The organism is Candidatus Phyllobacterium onerii, from assembly GCF_028331445.1.
GTDB lineage: Bacteria > Pseudomonadota > Alphaproteobacteria > Rhizobiales > Rhizobiaceae > Phyllobacterium > Phyllobacterium onerii.
The window spans coordinates 209616-227906 of sequence record NZ_JAQMHX010000009.1; the positions used below are offsets into that span (position 1 = coordinate 209616).

Annotated in this window: 17 protein-coding genes; 13 read left to right on the forward strand and 4 right to left on the reverse strand. The window is 57.5% G+C overall.

Annotated features, from left to right (window positions below; all coding sequences use genetic code 11):
* Window positions 1–76: 76 nt before the first annotated feature.
* From trhO to PHA01_RS20770, 5 genes are all read left to right on the forward strand, one after another.
* Window positions 77–1006: an oxygen-dependent tRNA uridine(34) hydroxylase TrhO gene (gene trhO, locus PHA01_RS20750; protein WP_271898245.1), complete on the forward strand. Its 930-nt coding sequence runs from the start codon at window positions 77–79 to the stop codon at window positions 1004–1006.
* Between the two features lie 91 nt (window positions 1007–1097).
* Window positions 1098–1811, forward strand: a complete 714-nt coding sequence (locus tag PHA01_RS20755; protein WP_271898246.1) for a tellurite resistance TerB family protein — start codon at window positions 1098–1100, stop codon at window positions 1809–1811.
* A 69-nt stretch (window positions 1812–1880) separates the two neighbouring features.
* Window positions 1881–2147, forward strand: coding sequence for a hypothetical protein (locus PHA01_RS20760; protein WP_271898247.1), 267 nt, complete (start codon window positions 1881–1883; stop codon window positions 2145–2147).
* Window positions 2148–2192: 45 nt separating this feature from the next.
* Window positions 2193–2582 carry an outer membrane lipoprotein Omp10 gene (locus PHA01_RS20765; RefSeq protein WP_112531683.1) on the forward strand — a complete coding sequence of 130 codons (390 nt, stop codon included), beginning with the start codon at window positions 2193–2195 and terminating at the stop codon, window positions 2580–2582.
* A 159-nt stretch (window positions 2583–2741) separates the two neighbouring features.
* Complete coding sequence (locus PHA01_RS20770) at window positions 2742–4622, forward strand: 5'-nucleotidase C-terminal domain-containing protein (protein ID WP_271898248.1); 1881 nt, start codon at window positions 2742–2744, stop codon at window positions 4620–4622.
* A gap of 58 nt (window positions 4623–4680) precedes the next feature.
* On the opposite strand, the gene PHA01_RS20775 is transcribed toward PHA01_RS20770, so the two are convergent.
* Window positions 4681–6156, reverse strand: coding sequence for an NCS1 family nucleobase:cation symporter-1 (locus tag PHA01_RS20775; protein ID WP_271898249.1), 1476 nt, complete (start codon window positions 6154–6156; stop codon window positions 4681–4683).
* Window positions 6157–6409: 253 nt separating this feature from the next.
* On the opposite strand from PHA01_RS20775, the gene hemH reads away from it, so the two are divergent.
* The 5 genes from hemH to PHA01_RS20800 all read left to right on the forward strand — a co-directional run bounded on the left by hemH (window position 6410) and on the right by PHA01_RS20800 (window position 9515).
* On the forward strand, window positions 6410–7459 hold the full coding sequence (hemH, locus tag PHA01_RS20780; protein WP_271898250.1) for a ferrochelatase: 1050 nt from the start codon (window positions 6410–6412) through the stop codon (window positions 7457–7459).
* Window positions 7460–7577: 118 nt separating this feature from the next.
* The gene (locus PHA01_RS20785; protein ID WP_271898251.1) at window positions 7578–8570 is read left to right on the forward strand and encodes an SPFH domain-containing protein; all 993 of its coding nucleotides are present in this window, start codon (window positions 7578–7580) and stop codon (window positions 8568–8570) included.
* Window positions 8571–8593: 23 nt separating this feature from the next.
* Window positions 8594–9052 carry an NfeD family protein gene (locus tag PHA01_RS20790; RefSeq protein ID WP_271898252.1) on the forward strand — a complete coding sequence of 153 codons (459 nt, stop codon included), beginning with the start codon at window positions 8594–8596 and terminating at the stop codon, window positions 9050–9052.
* Between the two features lie 60 nt (window positions 9053–9112).
* Complete coding sequence (locus PHA01_RS20795; protein ID WP_271898253.1) at window positions 9113–9361, forward strand: DUF1902 domain-containing protein; 249 nt, start codon at window positions 9113–9115, stop codon at window positions 9359–9361.
* Window positions 9318–9515, forward strand: a complete 198-nt coding sequence (locus PHA01_RS20800; protein ID WP_271898254.1) for a type II toxin-antitoxin system HicA family toxin — start codon at window positions 9318–9320, stop codon at window positions 9513–9515. Before PHA01_RS20795 ends, PHA01_RS20800 begins: the two co-directional genes overlap by 44 nt.
* A 12-nt stretch (window positions 9516–9527) precedes the next feature.
* Here PHA01_RS20800 and PHA01_RS20805 read toward each other — a convergent pair whose 3' ends face one another.
* The gene (locus tag PHA01_RS20805) at window positions 9528–10523 is read right to left on the reverse strand and encodes a KpsF/GutQ family sugar-phosphate isomerase (protein WP_271898256.1); all 996 of its coding nucleotides are present in this window, start codon (window positions 10521–10523) and stop codon (window positions 9528–9530) included.
* Between the two features lie 214 nt (window positions 10524–10737).
* Between PHA01_RS20805 and PHA01_RS20810 the strand changes: the two genes are divergently transcribed.
* Complete coding sequence (locus PHA01_RS20810; protein WP_271898257.1) at window positions 10738–12423, forward strand: outer membrane beta-barrel protein; 1686 nt, start codon at window positions 10738–10740, stop codon at window positions 12421–12423.
* A gap of 4 nt (window positions 12424–12427) precedes the next feature.
* On the opposite strand, the gene PHA01_RS20815 is transcribed toward PHA01_RS20810, so the two are convergent.
* Together PHA01_RS20815 and galU are read right to left on the reverse strand one after the other, a co-directional pair.
* Window positions 12428–14014 (reverse strand): arylsulfatase, encoded by a 1587-nt coding sequence (locus tag PHA01_RS20815; RefSeq protein WP_271898258.1) that lies wholly within the window; start codon window positions 14012–14014, stop codon window positions 12428–12430.
* A 425-nt stretch (window positions 14015–14439) separates the two neighbouring features.
* On the reverse strand, window positions 14440–15342 hold the full coding sequence (gene galU / locus PHA01_RS20820) for a UTP--glucose-1-phosphate uridylyltransferase GalU (RefSeq protein ID WP_112531715.1): 903 nt from the start codon (window positions 15340–15342) through the stop codon (window positions 14440–14442).
* 205 nt (window positions 15343–15547) lie between these two features.
* Here galU and PHA01_RS20825 point away from each other — a divergent pair, with 205 nt between their 5' ends.
* Both PHA01_RS20825 and PHA01_RS20830 read left to right on the forward strand, forming a co-directional pair.
* Window positions 15548–16786, forward strand: a complete 1239-nt coding sequence (locus tag PHA01_RS20825; RefSeq protein ID WP_417020996.1) for a lytic murein transglycosylase — start codon at window positions 15548–15550, stop codon at window positions 16784–16786.
* Between the two features lie 86 nt (window positions 16787–16872).
* Window positions 16873–18123: an SGNH/GDSL hydrolase family protein gene (locus PHA01_RS20830; RefSeq protein WP_271898261.1), complete on the forward strand. Its 1251-nt coding sequence runs from the start codon at window positions 16873–16875 to the stop codon at window positions 18121–18123.
* Window positions 18124–18291: the final 168 nt, after the last annotated feature.

Here is an 18291-nt window from a genome sequence, read left to right on the forward strand (position 1 = left end):
ACAATGGAGGCGCCACTTACGGTCTCCTCGCAAAACCCTTGAATTTGACGCTCTAGCGCAGTAGTTGGATGCGATCATGACAGACCATACCTCAAATATGCCCTTTACGGTGGCAGCGCTCTATCGCTTTGCCCGGCTGGATCACTACCAGTCGCTGCAGGAGCCGCTGGCGAAGCTTTGCTGCGGGCAGGGGATCAAGGGTACATTGCTTTTGGCCGCAGAGGGTATCAACGGCACTGTCGCCGGAACATCTGCGGCGATCAAGATGCTCGTTGATTTTCTTGAGTTCGAGCCGGCCATTGCCGGGATGGAGCTGAAATATTCCTACGCGAGCGAGATGCCTTTCAAACGCATGAAGGTGCGGCTGAAAAAGGAAATCGTCACTATGGGTGTCGACGACATCGACCCGCTGCAAAGCGTAGGCACCTATGTACCCGCGACAGACTGGAATGCGCTGATCTCCGATCCGGATACGATCGTCATCGACACGCGTAACGACTACGAGACGGCGATCGGGACGTTTCAAGGCGCCGTCGATCCGCAGACCAAGACGTTTCGCGAGTTTCCGCAGTGGGTGGAGACCCACCGCGAGGAACTGGAAGGCAAGAAGATCGCCATGTTCTGCACTGGCGGTATCCGCTGCGAGAAGGCGACGGCCTATGTCAAAGGCCTCGGCTTCGATGACGTGTTTCATCTGAAGGGCGGGATTCTCAGATATCTCGAGGACGTACCAGCGGAGGAAAGCCGCTGGGAGGGCGAATGCTTCGTCTTCGACGAGCGGGTATCCGTGGGCCACGGCCTTGTCGAGGGTGAGGCGGAACTTTGCCACGCCTGCCGCAACCCGATTGCGCCGGAGGACAAACTCTCGCCGTTGTTCGAAGAGGGCGTCTCCTGTCCCAATTGCTACCACGAGCGTACGGACGAAGATCGTGCCCGTTTTGCCGAGCGGCAGAAGCAGGTGCGCTTGGCCAAAGAGCGTGGCGAGAAGGCTCACATAGGTTCCTGAGCGTCTGACAAATTCCTCTGCTGTCATTGCAATGCCATGAACCCGGTCCTAACTAAGCGGAGCCAATTCATGCAGCCATGAGGAGAGACGCATGCTTGATCCGAAGAAGATTCTCGATGATTTCCTGGGAAGCAATATTCCCGGAGTTGGAACATCGGTTCGCGACACGGCCGGCAAGGCGACGCAACTTGCCAAGGACAATCCGCTCGCCACTGGCGCGCTCGCTGCGATTCTTCTCGGTACCGGCACTGGCCGCGAGGTGGCTGGCAGTGCCCTGAAACTTGGCGGTCTCGCCGCCGTCGCCGGGCTCGCCTACAAGGCCTATCAGAACTACCAGTCGGGCAAGGCTCCCGCAGAAGCAACGGAAGCTTCGACTGGCGAGCTTGCGCCGCCGCCGGACGATTCAAGCTTCCGTCCCGAAACCGCGCCACAGGGTGAGCATGAGTTTGCACTGGTGCTGGTACGCGCGATGATCGCAGCTGCCCGTGCCGATGGCATGGTGGACGAGACCGAAAAGGCGCGCATCATCGAGAAACTGTCACTCTCCGGCATCAACAGCGATACCCAGGCATTCCTGGCGAATGAGCTGAATTCGCCTGTCGATGTGGACGGACTGGTCGCGGCTGCGGTTACCGATGCGCAGAAGGTCGAGCTCTATACCGCTTCGCGTCTGGCTATCGATCCGCAAACGCGGGCCGAGCGCGGCTATCTCGACCTGCTTGCAGGGCGCCTGAAACTGCCGGACAATCTCATCGATCATATTGAAGCGACTGTGGCTGACGTGAAGGTTACATCGCCCGCCTGAAACCTTTCGGAAACGGTTCCGGGCGATAACCCTCGATCGTAATCTAGGCCAGTCATTGAGCTGGGATTTATGATGATCGCTGCTGCTGGGCTGAAAAATCCGATTGATATAGCCGCCGTGGACATTCGGTCGGATGCAGCGGCTTTATATTTCGCGAGTTCGTTGGTCAGTATTGTCTGTCGCGCTGAGCTCCCTTATCTTTTTCGAAATATCGCTGTCTGGTTCGAGACCATCGGTTTCCTCGGTCAAGATGGTTCCCCGCGACTTATGCCAATGTTCCAATGGAACATTGATCCTTCGAATTTACAATTAAACTTAGGTCTTGTTTTTGCTTGATTTTCACGGCATTTAAAGAGCGAGATCCATTGGGAGATTGTCTGGATGAAACGCTTTTCGGTTGCCACCGGCACAGCAACACTGGCCCTGATCCTTTCCGGCTGCATGAGCGGCGGTGTTCAGGAGGGTGGTCCTGCGCAGACGACGCGTCCGACCGACGCCGTGCAGGGTCAATGGTTCGACACGTCGGGAGTTGCTTTCTCCAATTTCAACAACGGGGCGTTCGAAACGCGCGCCAACGATACCAAGGAAAAGTTGGCCGAGGGCAATTATCGTTTCGCCTCTGCCAATCTGATCGAGATCAACCTGCGTTCGCTCGCCCGTGGCACTCAGTCCAAGGTCAATTGCGCTCTCGTTAACGCTGCTCAGCTCAATTGCACGTCGTCATCGGGTCAGCAATTCTCGCTGACGCGCCGCTCCCCGCAAGTGGGTTAAATCCAGGTAGTCGCAGTCTCCACATGTCGAGTGCCTCCTTCTTCTCCACCCGGGCTTGACTCGGACGGCGGCATTCCCGTGAAGTGATGAAACCATTGCCTTGTCACAATGGCGCCAAGTAGCCATGACAGCATCACGCTCAAAACGACGGAGCTATCCATGCCAAGAATAATAGCCACAATTCTGCTAGCGACCTCAGCCATTGGCATGACAGCGGGCGCGGCGATGGCGGATTACACGCTGAATATCCTGCACATCAACGATCAGCATTCGCGCATCGAGCCGATCAACAAATATGATTCCACCTGTTCGGCCGAAGAAGAGAGCAAGAACGAGTGTTTCGGCGGCATTGCCCGCGTCAAGGCCAAGATCGATGAACGTCGCGCGGCTCTGTCCAAGGATGGCGGCAACGTCATAGTGCTTGACGCAGGCGACGAGTTCCAGGGTTCGCTGTTCTATACAACCTACAAGGGCGACGACACCGCTGAGTTCATGAATCAGATGGGTTTCGATGCCATGGCGCTCGGCAATCATGAGTTCGACGATACGCCGGTCACGCTGGCCAAATTCCTCGACAAAGTGCAATTCCCGGTCATTTCCAGCAACACGGAAGCCGCGCCGAATTCACCTATCGCCGGCAAGTACAAGCCCTATCTCATCAAGGAAATCGGCGGCCAGAAAATCGGTATCATCTCCGCCCTCACCACCGACACGGCTGAAATCTCCAGCCCTGGCCCCGATGTCAAATTTGCCGACGAAGTCGAGGCGTTGAAAAAGCTCGTTGAGACACTGAAGGCCGAAGGCGTCAACAAGATCATCGCAGTCAACCATTACGGCTATCTCAGGGACAAGGAACTCGCCGCCAAAGTCGATGGCATCGACGTGATCGTCGGCGGCCACAGCCATACGCTTCTGTCCAACACCGATCCAGAAGCGCTTGGCCCCTACCCGACACTGGTCAAGAATCCCTCCGGCCGCGATGTACCTATCGTCCAGGCGAAATCCTATTCGAAATACCTCGGCGAACTCAAAGTGACCTTCGACGATGATGGCAATGTGACGAAGAGCGAAGGCGCGCCGATCCTTCTCGATTCCTCCGTCACACCGGACCCGGCCTTCGTCGCCCGCGTCAAGGAACTTGCCAAGCCGCTCGAAGAACTGAAATCGCGCAAAGTGGGCGAATCCACCGGCGTCCTCGAAGCGGCGCGTGAAGTTTGCCGCTTCAAGGAATGCAGCATGGGAGACGCTGTCGCCGATGCCATGCTCGACCGTGTAAAGGGACAAGGCGTCACCATTGCCATCATCAATGGCGGCGGCTTGCGCGCTTCCATCGATGCGGGCGACGTCACCATGGGCGAAGTCCTGACGGTACTGCCGTTCCAGAACACACTTGCGACGTTTCAGCTGCGCGGCTCCGATGTCGTCGCAGCGCTGGAAAACGGCGTGAGCCAGATCGATCAGGGCGCCGGGCGCTTCCCGCAGGTCGCAGGGTTGAAATATGCCTTCGACGTATCGAAACCGGTGGGCAGCCGCATATCGGACGTTCAGGTGAAGCAGGGTGAAATCTGGCGGCCGATCGACGTCGAGGCCACCTATGGCGTGGTCTCCAACAATTACATGCGTGCTGGCGGCGACGGCTATAAGATCTTCTCGACAAACGCCGTCAACGCCTATGACTACGGTCCGGGTCTCGAACTCGTCCTTGCCGATTATTTGGGGAAGAACACGCCATACAAGCCATACACGGACGGGCGCATTACCGTTCTGGCACCCGGCGCTTCGGCTGAAGCCAAATCTTCGGAACCCGCAACAACTCCGAAGCCTCCGGAGGCCGCCAAGCCTGCTGAAACAGCGGCTGCCGCTTCAGCAGCGAACCACCATCCTGATTCTTATACGATCAAGCGCGGTGACAATTTCTGGGACATTGCGGAAGAGGTCTACGGCAAGGGTAGCGAATGGAAGAAGCTGGCCGGAGCCAATCCGGACATGAAAGTGATGAAACTGCCGATCGGCGCCCAGATGAAAGTACCGGCGATCTAGAGCCAATAGTTCGCGCCAAGGGGGCGAGACCAGTGGCTCGCCCCCTCGCACGCTCCGCTCAGGCGTTGGCCGCGACCGCAACAGTTCCAGGCACCTTGCGCATCAACGCGTAATGCACGGCTCCTCCTGCCAAGGCACCGAGTAGCCAGCCCCAGTCGCCCCCGTTGGGAATGACACCGGTCGCACCAAACACCGAAAGTCCGATCGAGAATAGGCTGGAGATCGCCAGCGCAATCAGCGCCCTGCTGTTCCAGCCGCCGTCGAAATAGAGCGAGCCTTCCGGCGACATGGTATAGAGGTCCTCGAGCACGACCTGCTGCCGCTTCACCAGGTAATAATCGGCAATCATGATGCCGAAGATCGGACCGAGCACCGCGCCGAAAATGCTGACGAAGATGGTGATCGCGTGTGGGCTGGATACGAACAGCCAAGGGCAGACCAGCACCGAAAGGATCGATGTAATCAGTCCTCCGAGACGGAAATTGATCTTCTCGGGAAAGAGATTGGCGATATCATAGGCCGGCGAGACAAAATTGGCGACGATATTGATGCCCATCGTTGCCACGATGAAGGTAATCGAGCCAAGAATGACAACCCACGGATTGTTGATGCGCTCGACAATCGCCACCGGATCGAGGATCGCTTCGCCGAAAACCTGCACCGTTCCTGCAGTGACGATCACGACGATGACGGCGAACACGATGAAGTTTACCGGAAGCCCAAGGAAATTGCCGACCTTCATGGCCTTTTCGTCGCGCGAGAACCGGGAGAAGTCGCCGAAGTTAAGCAGCAGAGCCGCGAAATATGCCACGATCAGCATCGACGCATTCGCCATGTGGGTCAGCGATGAGCCTTCTGCCGGTGGTGCAAGCTGCAGCGAAAGACTGGAAAAACCGGTTTGCGAGAGGATCCAGAGTGCGAGCGCGAACATCACGACATAGACGACGGGCCCGCAGAAATCGATGAATTTGCGGATCGATTCCATGCCCCTTAGAAAGATCAGAAGCTGGAATATCCACATAAACAGGAAACTGAGCCAACCGAGCGTCGATAGGCCAAATATGTCGTTGTGCGTATAATCCGCCGCCGCGGGGTAAAGCGTTATTGCCAGAGCCTGGACCGCCTTGGAGGCAAAATATGTTTGCACGCCATACCAGACGATCCCGACAATGCCGCGCAAAACGGCAGCAAGATTTGCACCCATGACGCCAAAGGACATACGCGCGGCGACCGGGAACGGGATTCCGTATTTCAGCGATGGCCGGCCTATGAGATTCATCAGAAAGTAGACCGCTGTAATACCGATGATCATCGAAATCAGCACTTCCCAGCCAGTTAATCCAAGAAAGAACAGGCTTGCGGCAAACGTATAGCCGCCGACCGAGTGGACGTCCGACATCCACATCGCGAACAGGCTGAAGGCGCCCCAGGTGCGCCCTTCCGGTGCGGTGGGTGCCAGATCCTGGCTGTAAAGTTGCGGGTGAGCGCCGGTGATGACGAGGGTGGGGGGTGTCGCGTGCGAATTGCTGGCCATGGAAATCGCTTCCTTCGTCTGATGAACATGAACGAATAATTCAACGCAAGTTCTGTGCCAGTTGAAAGCTGTCTGTGAGCCGGCAAAGACGGCAAAAGTGCTGTGTCTGTGCCTGCGAATTCAGCATGTTGCTGTTTTGACGACTTAGAGCGAGCTCTAATCTTGACCCACCCACTCAACATGCGGCCTTTCGCACTCTTGCAATCGGCCCCGTGCTGACTAGGTTCCACGCCAGGAAGTGGAGTTGGTAGATATGGCAATTTCTGGCGAGACGTTGAAAGCGGTCACAAAGCCGGAAGATCACCCACGCATCGAAACATCGAAGATCGGCGTCCTCCTCGTCAATCTCGGCACGCCGGACGGCACCGACAAGACCTCGATGCGGCGCTATCTGAAGGAATTTTTGTCGGACAAACGCGTCATCGAGTGGCCTCGTTCCATCTGGCTGCCGGTGCTCTACGGCATCGTGCTCAACACCCGCCCGAAAAAATCCGGCGCACTTTACGACAAGATCTGGAATCGGGAGCGTAACGAATCCCCCTTGCGCACCTACACCCGCTCGCAGGGTGAAAAGCTCGGCGCGGCGCTTGCCTCTCATTCTGAGATTATCGTCGATTGGGGTATGCGCTACGGCCAGCCTTCGATCGAGCAGGTGCTGGAGCGGCTGGACAAGGAGGGCTGCAAGCGCATCCTGATGTTTCCGCTCTATCCGCAGTATTCGGCGACGACGACCGCAACGGTCAACGACAAGTTTTTCGAAGCACTGATCAAGATGCGCTTCATGCCGGCGACGCGCACGGTTCCCTCCTATCAGGACGAAGCCGTCTATATCGATGCCCTCGCGACCTCCATCGAAAAGCACTACGCGACCCTCGATTTCGAACCGGAGTTGTTGATCGCCTCCTATCACGGCATTCCGCAAAGCTATTTCAAGCGCGGCGATCCCTACCCCTGCCATTGCTGGAAGACGACGCGGCTATTGCGCGAACGGCTCGGCTGGAGCGAGGACAAGCTGATCACCTGTTTCCAGTCGCGTTTCGGCCCGGAAGAATGGATGCAGCCCTATGCGGACAAGACATTGGAAAAACTCGCAAAAGAAGGCGTCAAATCCGTTGCTGTCTTCAACCCGGGTTTCGTTTCGGATTGTCTGGAAACGCTCGAGGAAATCGCGGTCGCAGGTGCCGAAATCTTCCATCACAATGGCGGCGTCAACTTCACCCATATTCCCTGCCTCAACGACAGCGACGAAGGCATGAAGGTCATCGAGACGCTTGTGCGCCGCGAACTGCAGGGCTGGGTATAACCTCCAAAACATTGGTTCCGCAAACCCTCGCGAGAATCAGAACTATCGTCTATCGTGCACGCGCCGGCGAGTTGTGATTATTGACGCTGCCCATAAGGTCAGCCAGGGGAGGCCATAGATGAGCGGTTTTGACTTCACGATACCAGTACTTGTCGTTCTTGTGCTTGTGGTTCTTTTTGCGGGCGTCAAGACTGTGCCGCAAGGCTACAACTATACGATCGAACGCTTCGGCAAATACACGCGCACCCTTGCGCCCGGCCTCAATCTCATCGTGCCGTTCTTCGACCGCATCGGCGCCAAGCTGAACATGATGGAGCAGGTGCTGAACGTTCCGACCCAGGAAGTCATCACCAAGGACAACGCCAACATCGCCGTCGATGGTATCGCCTTCTATCAGATCCTCAATGCGCCGCAGGCGGCCTATCAGGTCAGCGGACTGCAGAATGCCATTCTGAACCTGACCATGACCAATATCCGTACCGTCATGGGCTCCATGGTTCTCGACGAACTTCTGTCGAACCGCGATACGATCAATGACCGCCTGTTGCGCGTCGTCGACGAAGCGGCGCATTCCTGGGGCATCAAGATGACGCGCGTCGAGATCAAGGATATCAATCCGCCGCAGGACCTCCTCGACTCGATGGGACGCCAGATGAAGGCGGAGCGCGACAAACGCGCCGTCGTTCTTGAAGCGGAAGGCACAAGGGCGGCGCAGATCCTGCGCGCCGAAGGCCTGAAACAGGCGCAGATCCTCGAGGCCGAGGGCAAGCGCGAAGCCGCCTATCGCGAAGCCGAAGGCCGCGAGCGCCTTGCGGAGGCCGAAGCCAAGGCGACGGAATTCGTTTCTGCAGCCATCAGCGGCGGCAACGTCCAGGCGCTCAACTATTTCGTGGCACAGAAATATACCGAGGCCTTTGGCAAGTTCGCCAACAGTCCCAACCAGAAGGTCATCCTGATGCCGATGGAGGCGTCCGCTCTCATCGGCTCGCTCGGCGGTATCGGCGCGATTGCCCGTGAGGTGTTTGGCGACAACGTTGCGACAACCCCGACAAACCCATCAACGCCGCCGGCGCGCGGCCGCAGCGTTCCGGGCACCGGGTCAAATTCATGATCCTGGCGAGAGGAGGCGCTTAGATGCTGGAACGCCTGTTTTCCGAGCTTGGACCCTGGAGCTGGGTGGTCCTCGGGCTGGTCCTGATGATCCTTGAAGTAGCAGCGCCGGGGATATTCTTCCTGTGGTTCGGTATCGCCGCGCTCATCGTTGGCGGAATCGCCATCCTGTTTGGCGAGACCGCATGGATGCACTGGCAAATTCAGGTCATCCTGTTCCTGATCCTCTCCGTCATCGCCGTCTTCATCGGTCGCAGGCTGATCGGCGCAACGGACGTGGAATCGGACGAACCGCTGCTCAACCGGCGCGGCGAACAGCTGATCGGACAAGTGGTGACGCTCGAAGAGGCAACGATCAATGGCCGTGGCCGGGCCCGCGTTGGCGACAGCCTGTGGCGCGTGACAGGACCCGATCTGGCAGCGGGAACGCGCGTACGCATCACCGGTATTGATCGTGGAACGCTCGTGGTGGAGGCGGCTTAGGCTGGCTATAAGACTATTGTCTTGTTTGCTGTACCCTTCACGCCTGTGATATGATTGGCAATGAAGAACAAAACACCAAGCTTTGTTATCTCTGTTTTCGAGGACGATAGCGTCTGGATCGGCGTCAACGACGACTTGCCGATTGCCACGGAAGCACCAAGCTATGGTGAGCTACTCGAAAGGGTCTGGAAGATTGCACCGGAGATTGCCGTTCTGAACGGCTGGGTAAGCGATCCAAAGAAGCTTCGCAAAAGCACTCTAATACGTGGGTGCAAGTCTTTATCGGGAACTCACCGATCTACCGAGTAAAGCCGGATGCAAATTCGTGCGCCAGGCTAAGGGTAGCCACGAATACTGGAGCAGTCCGATTACAAACCGGTTCTTTGTCGTTCCCTCAAACATCGAAAAACGCCACACAGCCAACGCCGTTTTAAAACAAGCTGGCCTGCCTAAAGCATTCTGAGCACTAACAAAGTCAAGCAGCCCCTATCCGCAACAGATCATGGAAGTGCACGATCCCGACCGGAACGTTCTTTTCGGTCACGATCAGCGCGCCGATATTGTGATCGTTGAGCAGCGCCAGCGCCGCGCTTGCCAGCATCGTCGGCGGCACCGTCTTGGGTTGTCGGGTCATGATCTCGTCGACGGTCATCGTCGCCAGATTGCGGTGCAGATTGCGTGAAAGGTCGCCGTCGGTGATGATCCCGGCGAGCGTACCCTCGTCATTGAGCACGGCCACGCAGCCAAAGCGCTTGTCTGCCAGCACCTTCATCGCCTCGGGCATCGGCATGCCGAGCGGCACCAGCGGAAGCTGGTCTCCACGATGCATGATCTCGCGCACATGGGTGAGACTTGCGCCGAGCGATCCGCCCGGGTGGAATGTCTTGAAATCGCCCGCCGTGAAGCCCCGCGCCTCGAGGAGCGCCACGGCAACCGCATCACCCATGGCGAGCTGCATCAGCGTCGACGTCGTCGGCGCCAGCCCGTGCGGACAGGCTTCAGTCACCCGAGGCATCAAAAGCACCACGTCTGCCGCGGTCGCGAGCGCCGAATTCTCGCCGGCGGTGACCGCGATCAAGGGAATACGGAAACGCCGTGAATAGCTGACGATACCTTTGAGCTCCGCCGTGTCTCCAGACCAGGAAATGGCGAGAATGGCATCGTCGACGGCAATCATGCCGAGATCGCCGTGATTGGCCTCGGAGGGATGCACGAAGAAAGCCGGCGTACCCGTCGAGGCGAAGGTCGCGGCGATTTTCGAGCCGATATGGCCGCTCTTGCCGACGCCGGTGACGATGATGCGTCCGCGCACTCCGGCAATCATTTCGATCGCCTTGCAAAAAGCCTCGGCCAAGGGACCTTCCAGCGCACTGCTCAGCGCGGCCAGTCCGTCTTTCTCGGTTGAAATTGTCCGCTTTGCCGAATCGACGGCTGCGGTTTTATCCAGTTCGGTATCGTTTATTGCCTGCATGGCCGCAACCGTTAACGCCTCCGCTCGCCGCTGTCCAATATTTGTTCGTCGCAGCACCATACAGCCGCACCTCTTAGCCAGTCGTTAACCATGGCTCTTTACCATCCTTAACGTTCGAACACTGGCAAACCTATTGACGCACATTTCTCAACCACGCTTGGAAGCACCGCCATCAGGCGGCGGCAGCTTCAGGACTGCAGTCAATGTCTGTCTGATGGCAGCATTGCTCAGCAGCACCGTGTTTGCTTTCCCGCCCTTGGCCCATGCCCAGCAAACAACACCGCTACGCGGCACCCTGCAGGACAATTCTGTGCAGGTTCAGGCGCAAAATAACAATGATTCCAATGGCTCGCCAACAGCCAATCCACCAAATGCCACCCCTTCGCCAACGGATAGCGGCATACCGTCACGACGCTACGAGCCAATCAGTCCAGGTGCTCTGCCGCCTGATGATGACAACGGCAATCTCGGCCTGCTCGGCGTTCCGCTGGACGATGGTTCGCCGCCCGCCGGTCCTGCCGACAACAGCGGCGGCCTGAACCCGGATTCTGCCGCCCTGCCCGCCGCCGAGACCGCGCCTGTACCCGCTGCGCGCCCGCTGCGTCTTCGTCCCGGCGAGCGATCGCTGCTGGACGAAGAACGCGCAGACACGTTCGACAACGGCCCGATCGAGCAAAACAGGGAAGCCAACCCGCCGGCAGGGCGCACCGATCGCGACAATCTTCCGGAACCGGCGCTTGAACGCCGCATCATCCGGCCAGATCCGGAGCCCTTCGCGCCGCTCGGTATCAGGGCAGGTATCGTGACACTCCGCCCCTCGATCAGCACCGGATTGCGCGCCACCACCAATGCCGATGGCAGCTCGGACGGCAGCGCCGCGCTCTTGTCGGAAACCCGCCTTCGCGCCCGCGCCACCACGGATTGGGCGCGCCACTCCGCCTGGCTCGATTTCGATGGCACCTATGACAAGACAATTTCAGGCGAGGAATATTCCGCCCCGAATGTCGGCCTGCGCGGCGGAATGCAGCTCGACCTTGGCGAACGCACCACCGTAAAGGGCGAGGCAGGTTATCGCTACCGGCAGGAAGATCCAAGCGCACCGACAACCATTATCGGAACCTCGAACCGGCCTGCGGTGCAGGAGCTCGATGGGAGTCTGGGTGTCCGCAAGGAATTCGGCAAGTTCTTCGCGGATGTGAAAGGCAATGTCGATCGCACCGTCTATGGCAATGCGGAATTCTCCGATGGCTCCGTCGTCAGCCAGAAAGACCGCAACAACACTTTTGCCAGCATTGCATTGCGGGGTGGCTTCGAAATGTCCCCAGCCATCAAGCCTTTCGCCGAGGTTGAAATCGGCAAGTTGATGTATGACGAGAAGGAGGATTCGAACGGCTTCCAGCGCTCCGGCGTTCGCACGGGCCTGCGCGGCGGCGTCGAGGTCGACTTTGCCGAGAAGCTGGCGGGAGAATTCGCGCTTGGTTATCTGCGCCAGGGCATAGACGACGACCGGCTTTCGCCGGTGGATGGGCTTAGCATCGACGGCGCCCTCAAATGGTCACCGCAGCGCGGAACCGATGTGGATATCGGCCTCCTTACCCGCGTCGAAGGCGCCACGGCACCCGGCGACAGCGGCTCGATTTTCTACGAAGGCACGGTCGGCATCAAGCGGCAGGCGCGCGCCAATCTCGATCTCAAGGCAACGCTGATTGCTTCACTGCGTGACAACAAGGACGGATCGGGCTGGGACAAGGGCTTTGGCGCTGAAATCGGCGCGACTTACTGGTTCAATCGTTTCTTCGGCTTTGATGTCAGCGCCCGGCATGAATTCACCCGCAGCGAGGTTGAATCGCGCCAGACCAATGAAACCAGCATTTTCATGGGCGTGACGCTGCAGCGGTAGCGCATCACTGCCCCAGGCCAATATTCTTGGGCGGATATTTCTTGAACGTCGCTGCATGCGCTTTCATTTCGGCGGCCATCGAGGCGAGAAAGGCATTCATGCGATGGCCTACCGGATACTGTTCCTTCGGATCTATATAAAGATTGAAAAGCCACGGGGCGAGACCGACATCGCTGACGGTGGTCATGTCGATGTTCAACCACTGGGCCTGCTCTTGCACGACTTTGACATGAATTTTGTATTCGTACATGCGCATCGCCATGAAATCATGTTCGTTCCAGATGTAGACCTTTTCACGATTGGATTGGCCATCGTCGGCGAGGAGAAACGACGTTTGGTCGATGCCGTCGATATAACGGTCCGTGGGTATCATGCTCGTTGCGCCGGCAAGATGCAGTGATGTGTTGAAAATATCCATCAGGTCAAAGAGGTCATCGCTTTGGCGCCCAGGCTTTATTACGCCACGCCAATAGGCGATGCCGGGAACACGAACTCCGCCTTCCCAAGCCGAGCCTTTCGCTCCGCGAAAGGGAGTATAGCCGGCGTCGGGCCAGCTATCGAGCTGCGGACCGTTGTCGGACGTCACAAAGACAAACGTGTTGTCGAGGACGCCTGCATCGTCAAGCGCCTTTACGATCTCGCCGATATAGGCATCGACCTCGACTACGTCATCCTTGTAGGGATATTTGCTGGCGCTCTTGCCCTCGAATTCCTTGCTGGCGAAATTGTCCGCATGAACCTTCATGAAAGCATGTTCAAGGAAGAAAGGCTGCGAGCCTTGCGCGAGCTCCTTGATCTTGCTGACACTGAACTCCTTGAGAAGTTTGTCGCCCTCGGCCATCTTGTCGATGCTGTCGATAACCTCGACGTCTTTCGTGTCGCCGTTTTTGAAACCATGCACAAGTGCGTTGCTCGATCCTGTCCGACGCAGCATCTCGAGACGCTCGGGGTTAAGCACCAGGTCGGGATATCGGCGCTTGTCGACACCCTGAGTGATTTCCTTCTCCGCCTCGTAGAAGCCGTAAAACTCGTCGAAGCCGACATCATGGGGACGCATACCCTCGCTCTCTCCGACGTGCCACTTGCCGGACAGGACAGATTTATAGCCAGCATTACCGAGAAGTTTTGGTAGGGAAATTTCATCCGCCCAGGGATTCTTGGTGATCTTGTCCCCGGCCAGAATGGGCCGTGTCAGGCCCGTGCGCACCGGCAGACGTCCAGTCAGGATGGCTGAACGCGTGGGCGTGCAGGTTGCTTGTGAATAAGTTGAAGTCAGCTTCAAACCCTCAGCCGCCAACCGATCGATATTGGGCGTGGCGGCACCCACTGCTGCGCCACCACCAAAGGCACCGGGGTCGCCGTAGCCCATATCGTCAACAACGAGCCAGACGATGTTTGGACGTCTTCCGATCCTTGCGAGGAGATCGTCAAGTTTCTGCTGGGCTGCATCTCTTTGCATGGGGTGAACCAGCGCAGGTTCCATGCTCTCACTCGTACGTTCGGCCTTGGACAGGACCGATTGGCCCATTGCCAAGGTCGTAAGCGCCAAAAACATGATCACATGCAACAAGAGGGTGTAAAGTTGCTTCATGACTGATGGACTCCCGCTTGATCCCGCAATTGTTCGCTCAACTGCTCATAAGGATCGATGCTACGAAAGTACGTTACGGTAAACCGGTGCCTTGAGCGTCGGCGCGGCGTGAATTCACCCGCAGCGAAGTTGAATTGCGCCAGACCAATAAAACCAGCATTTTTATGGGCGTGACGCTGCAGCGGTAGGATCGATCCGCTCTTAAAGGAACGAGCTGTGCGTGGTTCGACAAGCTCACCATGAGGGAGGTTGAGGATTGCAACGATAGTCGCCAACCTTGCAAATCTTGACTTCTTGCAACCCACCCGCCTCCCTCATGGTGAGCTTGTCGAACCACGCACAGGGGGACTAGCCAAGAACTGACTTACCAGCTCCGCTCTTCCACTATCTCCCCTGTGACGGGGAGATAGTGTTTCCGTCAATCCTCAGCCCTTCTTTGGCTGGATCGTCTTCAGCATATTGCCGATATTGTCGATGACACCATTGCGGATATCCTCCCGCCACAGTGCAAATGCAACGTTCGCCTCGACAAAGCCTTCCTTGGAGCCGGTGTCATAAGTACGGCCCTTGAAATGATAGCCGAAGAAATCCTGCTCTTTGGTCAGCTTCAGCATCGCGTCGGTCAGCTGGATTTCATTGCCGGCGCCGCGTTCCTGGTTTTCGAGGATGCTGAAAATCTCCGGCTGCAAGATATAGCGGCCATTGATATAGAGATTTGAGGGCGCCGTGCCTTTGGCCGGTTTCTCAACCATCTGCGTCAGTTCGAAACCGTTGCCGACAGGTTTGCCCTGCCCGACGATGCCGTATTTGTGCGTCTCTGCCGGATCGCATTCCTGCACAGCGACGATATTGCCGCCCGATTGATTATAGAGCTCCACCATGTCCGCGAGACAGCCATTCTTTTCCGGCTGCATGATCATGTCCGGCAAAAGCAGCGCGAAAGGTTCGTCACCGACAATGTCGCGTGCGCACCAGACCGCATGGCCGAGACCCATCGGCACCTGCTGGCGGGTAAAACTCGTCGTTCCGGGACCAGGCTGGATTCCCTGCAACTCATCCAGCAGAGCGGTCTTGCCGCGTTCCGACAGGGTTTGATAGAGCTCGTACTGAACATCGAAATAATCTTCGATGACCGCCTTGTTGCGGCCGGTTACGAAAATGAAATGCTCGATACCGGCCTCGCGTGCCTCGTCCACCACATACTGAATGACCGGCTTGTCGACGACCGTCAGCATTTCTTTCGGAATGGATTTTGTAGCTGGAAGAACACGGGTGCCAAAGCCCGCAACTGGAAAGACGGCCTTACGTATCTTCTTGGCTTCGGACATCATTACCTCGTTACTGATTACGATTGATATTGCGGGAATTTCCTCGATAGACTTTTTCGTCCCAAAGACCCAAAATGCACAGGTCTGTAAAATAAATAATCGTTGCCGGTGTTAATGTAGGCAATGGCGGTGCGTTTGCCCATGCATGGTAAACCAATTCCTAACTTTGACGTGCGTAATTTATCCTTTGACCCAAATGACGGAAATGAGGAAAGACATGATCGGAGGTTTAGCAACGTTTTCGAAACACGCGCTGATCGTTGCCGCGGCAGCTGGCATCGCTTTTGCAGGTGCGATCAATAATGCGGCTGCCGATGCAAAGTTCCAGAACTGGATCGCGGATTTCCGTGGCACTGCACTGAACAGCGGCGTTTCGGCGTCCACGTTTAACCGTGCCTTTGCCGGCGTCACCGAAATCGATCCGGAAGTCCTGCAGAAGGCCCAGTCCCAACCGGAATTCACCGAGCCTGTCTGGGGCTATCTCGACAATCGCGTCAACGAACAATCCATCACCACCGGCCGCGAGATGTCACGCAAGTATAGCCGCTGGCTTGGCGCTATCGAAAAGTCGTTTGGCGTCGATCGCAATATCCTTCTCGCCATCTGGTCGATGGAAACCAATTTCGGCGAGATCATGAAACGCGACGATGTGATGCGTGACGCCGTCCGCTCGCTCGCCACCCTCGCCTATGCCGATCCGCGCCGGGCCAAATATGCTCGCACGCAGTTGATCGCCGCGATGAAGATCCTGCAGAAAGGCGATATCGATCGCAGCCATTTGACCGGCTCCTGGGCGGGCGCCCTCGGACACACCCAGTTCATCCCGACAAGCTACCTCGCCTACGCGGTCGATATGGACGGCAATGGCAAGCGCGACATCTGGAATTCTGTGCCTGACGCATTGGCCACCGCCGCCAATCTCTTGCACAAGAATGGCTGGCAGCCCGGTCAGACATGGGGTTATGAAGTTGTTCTGCCGGCTGGCCGCAAATTCCCGGCCGGTTCACGCACAATTGCGGAATGGCAAAGCATTGGCGTTGTTCGCGCCAACGGCAAAGCCTTTCCACGTGGTGGCGAAAAGGCAACGTTGAAGGTCCCGGATGGTCGCGGAGGCCCCGCGTTCCTGATGACGCGCAATTTCTACGTCCTGAAGAACTACAACAACGCGGATAAATATGCGCTTGGCGTCGGCCTTCTGGCCGACCAGATCGGTGGCTCTTCCGGGTTGCGCAAAGACTGGAATCGTCCTTTCACGCCCATTACGATGAAAGAGCGCGAAGAATTGCAAAATCACCTTCGCGAACTCGGCTATTATGACGGAAAGGTCGACGGCAAGATCGGTGATGGTTCGCGCAATGCGATCCAGGCGTTTCAGAAGCAGATGGGCCTGGATCCCGACGGCCACCCGAGCATGGAAGTGCTGACGGTGATAAGGAAGAAGTAGGAGCAGTCGATGCCGATTATCTCTCCCTTGTGGGAGAGAAGCTCCGGCGTCGTCGGTGCAAATCTCGAAGGTCGCAGGATAGACTTATGGATTGCAATCAATTCGGTGTCCGGCAGGACAGAGGGGAGCGTTTTAGGCCGATCCGCCGCGCACCCCCGTTGCTTTCATTGGTTCTCGCCCTTGCTGCCACCCTCATCTTCACCGAAACCGCCTCTGCCCGCACAATCCTCGACATGCTGTTCGGACCGCGCCAGATCTATCGCGAAGATACGGACCGGCTCATTGAAGATGGGAACGGCAGGAGGGTTCGCCCGCCCGCCCGGAACCGCCCGATCAAGCGCGCACGCCCGCGTTCCGCGGCCCCGCAAGCCTCTGCCCGGCCGAGCACCACAGTGAAAGAAGCCGGTATCCCGGAGAAATTGCCGGACGCCAAGACAGTCCTCATTGTCGGCGACTTCATGGCAAAGGGCCTTGCGGAGGGTCTCGATGAAGCATTCATCGATTCACCCGGCGTTCGCGTCGTTGATAAAAGCGATGGTTCCTCTGGCTTTGTCCGCGATGATCATCGCGATTGGCCGGCAACGATCGGCGCTGTTATCGAAGCCGAAAAGCCTGCGGTCGTCGTCATGATGGCGGGTGCAAATGATCGCCAGCAATTTGCCGACGGCCAGACGCTGTTGAGCGACGAGTGGGACAAGGAATATCAGGCGAGGATCAACGCCTTCCTCGAAGCCGTCAAGAAAACCGGTCGTCCGGTCGTGTGGGTCGGCCAGCTCTCCTACAAGACCAAGAGCATGACCAATGATGTGCTGGCCTTCAACGAAATCTATCGTAATGCGGCCGAGAAAGCCGGTGGCACATTTGTCGACGTCTGGGACGGGTTCGTTGATCAGAGCGGCAATTTCACTCTGTCTGGTTTTGACATGTCCGGCCAGACGGCGCGGCTGCGTAACAATGACGGTATCGGCCTGACCCCCGCCGGTAAACGCAAGCTCGCATTCTATGTGGAGAAGCCGTTGCGGCAGATGCTGGGCAATGCAACCTCCCCCAACATTGCTGCAATCAAACCGGGTGCACCGGTGCAGGCGCTTCCAGGGACGCCGCAAGCCCCTGTCAAGGTAGACAGACTTGCCCCGATCAGCCTCAACGATCCCGAACTCGATGGCGGCACCGAACTTCTCGGCGCGTCGCCGCGCGGTGCGCCAGTGCCGGAAAAATCCGCGCGCGACCGGCTGGTCATCGATGGGGTAGCACCGGAAAGTCAGCCGGGTCGGGTCAATGATTTTGCCTGGCCGAAGCAACCGGATGCAACTCCGACCACCGGCGCCGTGCGTTGATTAGAGCCTCGTGCGAGGAGTTCGACGGTGCCCGTCGTTTCCAGCTAGGTTCTTGCGTGGAATGTTGCGATTCCTGCGCATGAATCGCCGAAACCGATGCAAGAATCATCGAATCTGGCGTAAGAATTTCAACCGGAACGAGAATTCTAGTTGTTCCGGGTTGAAAAC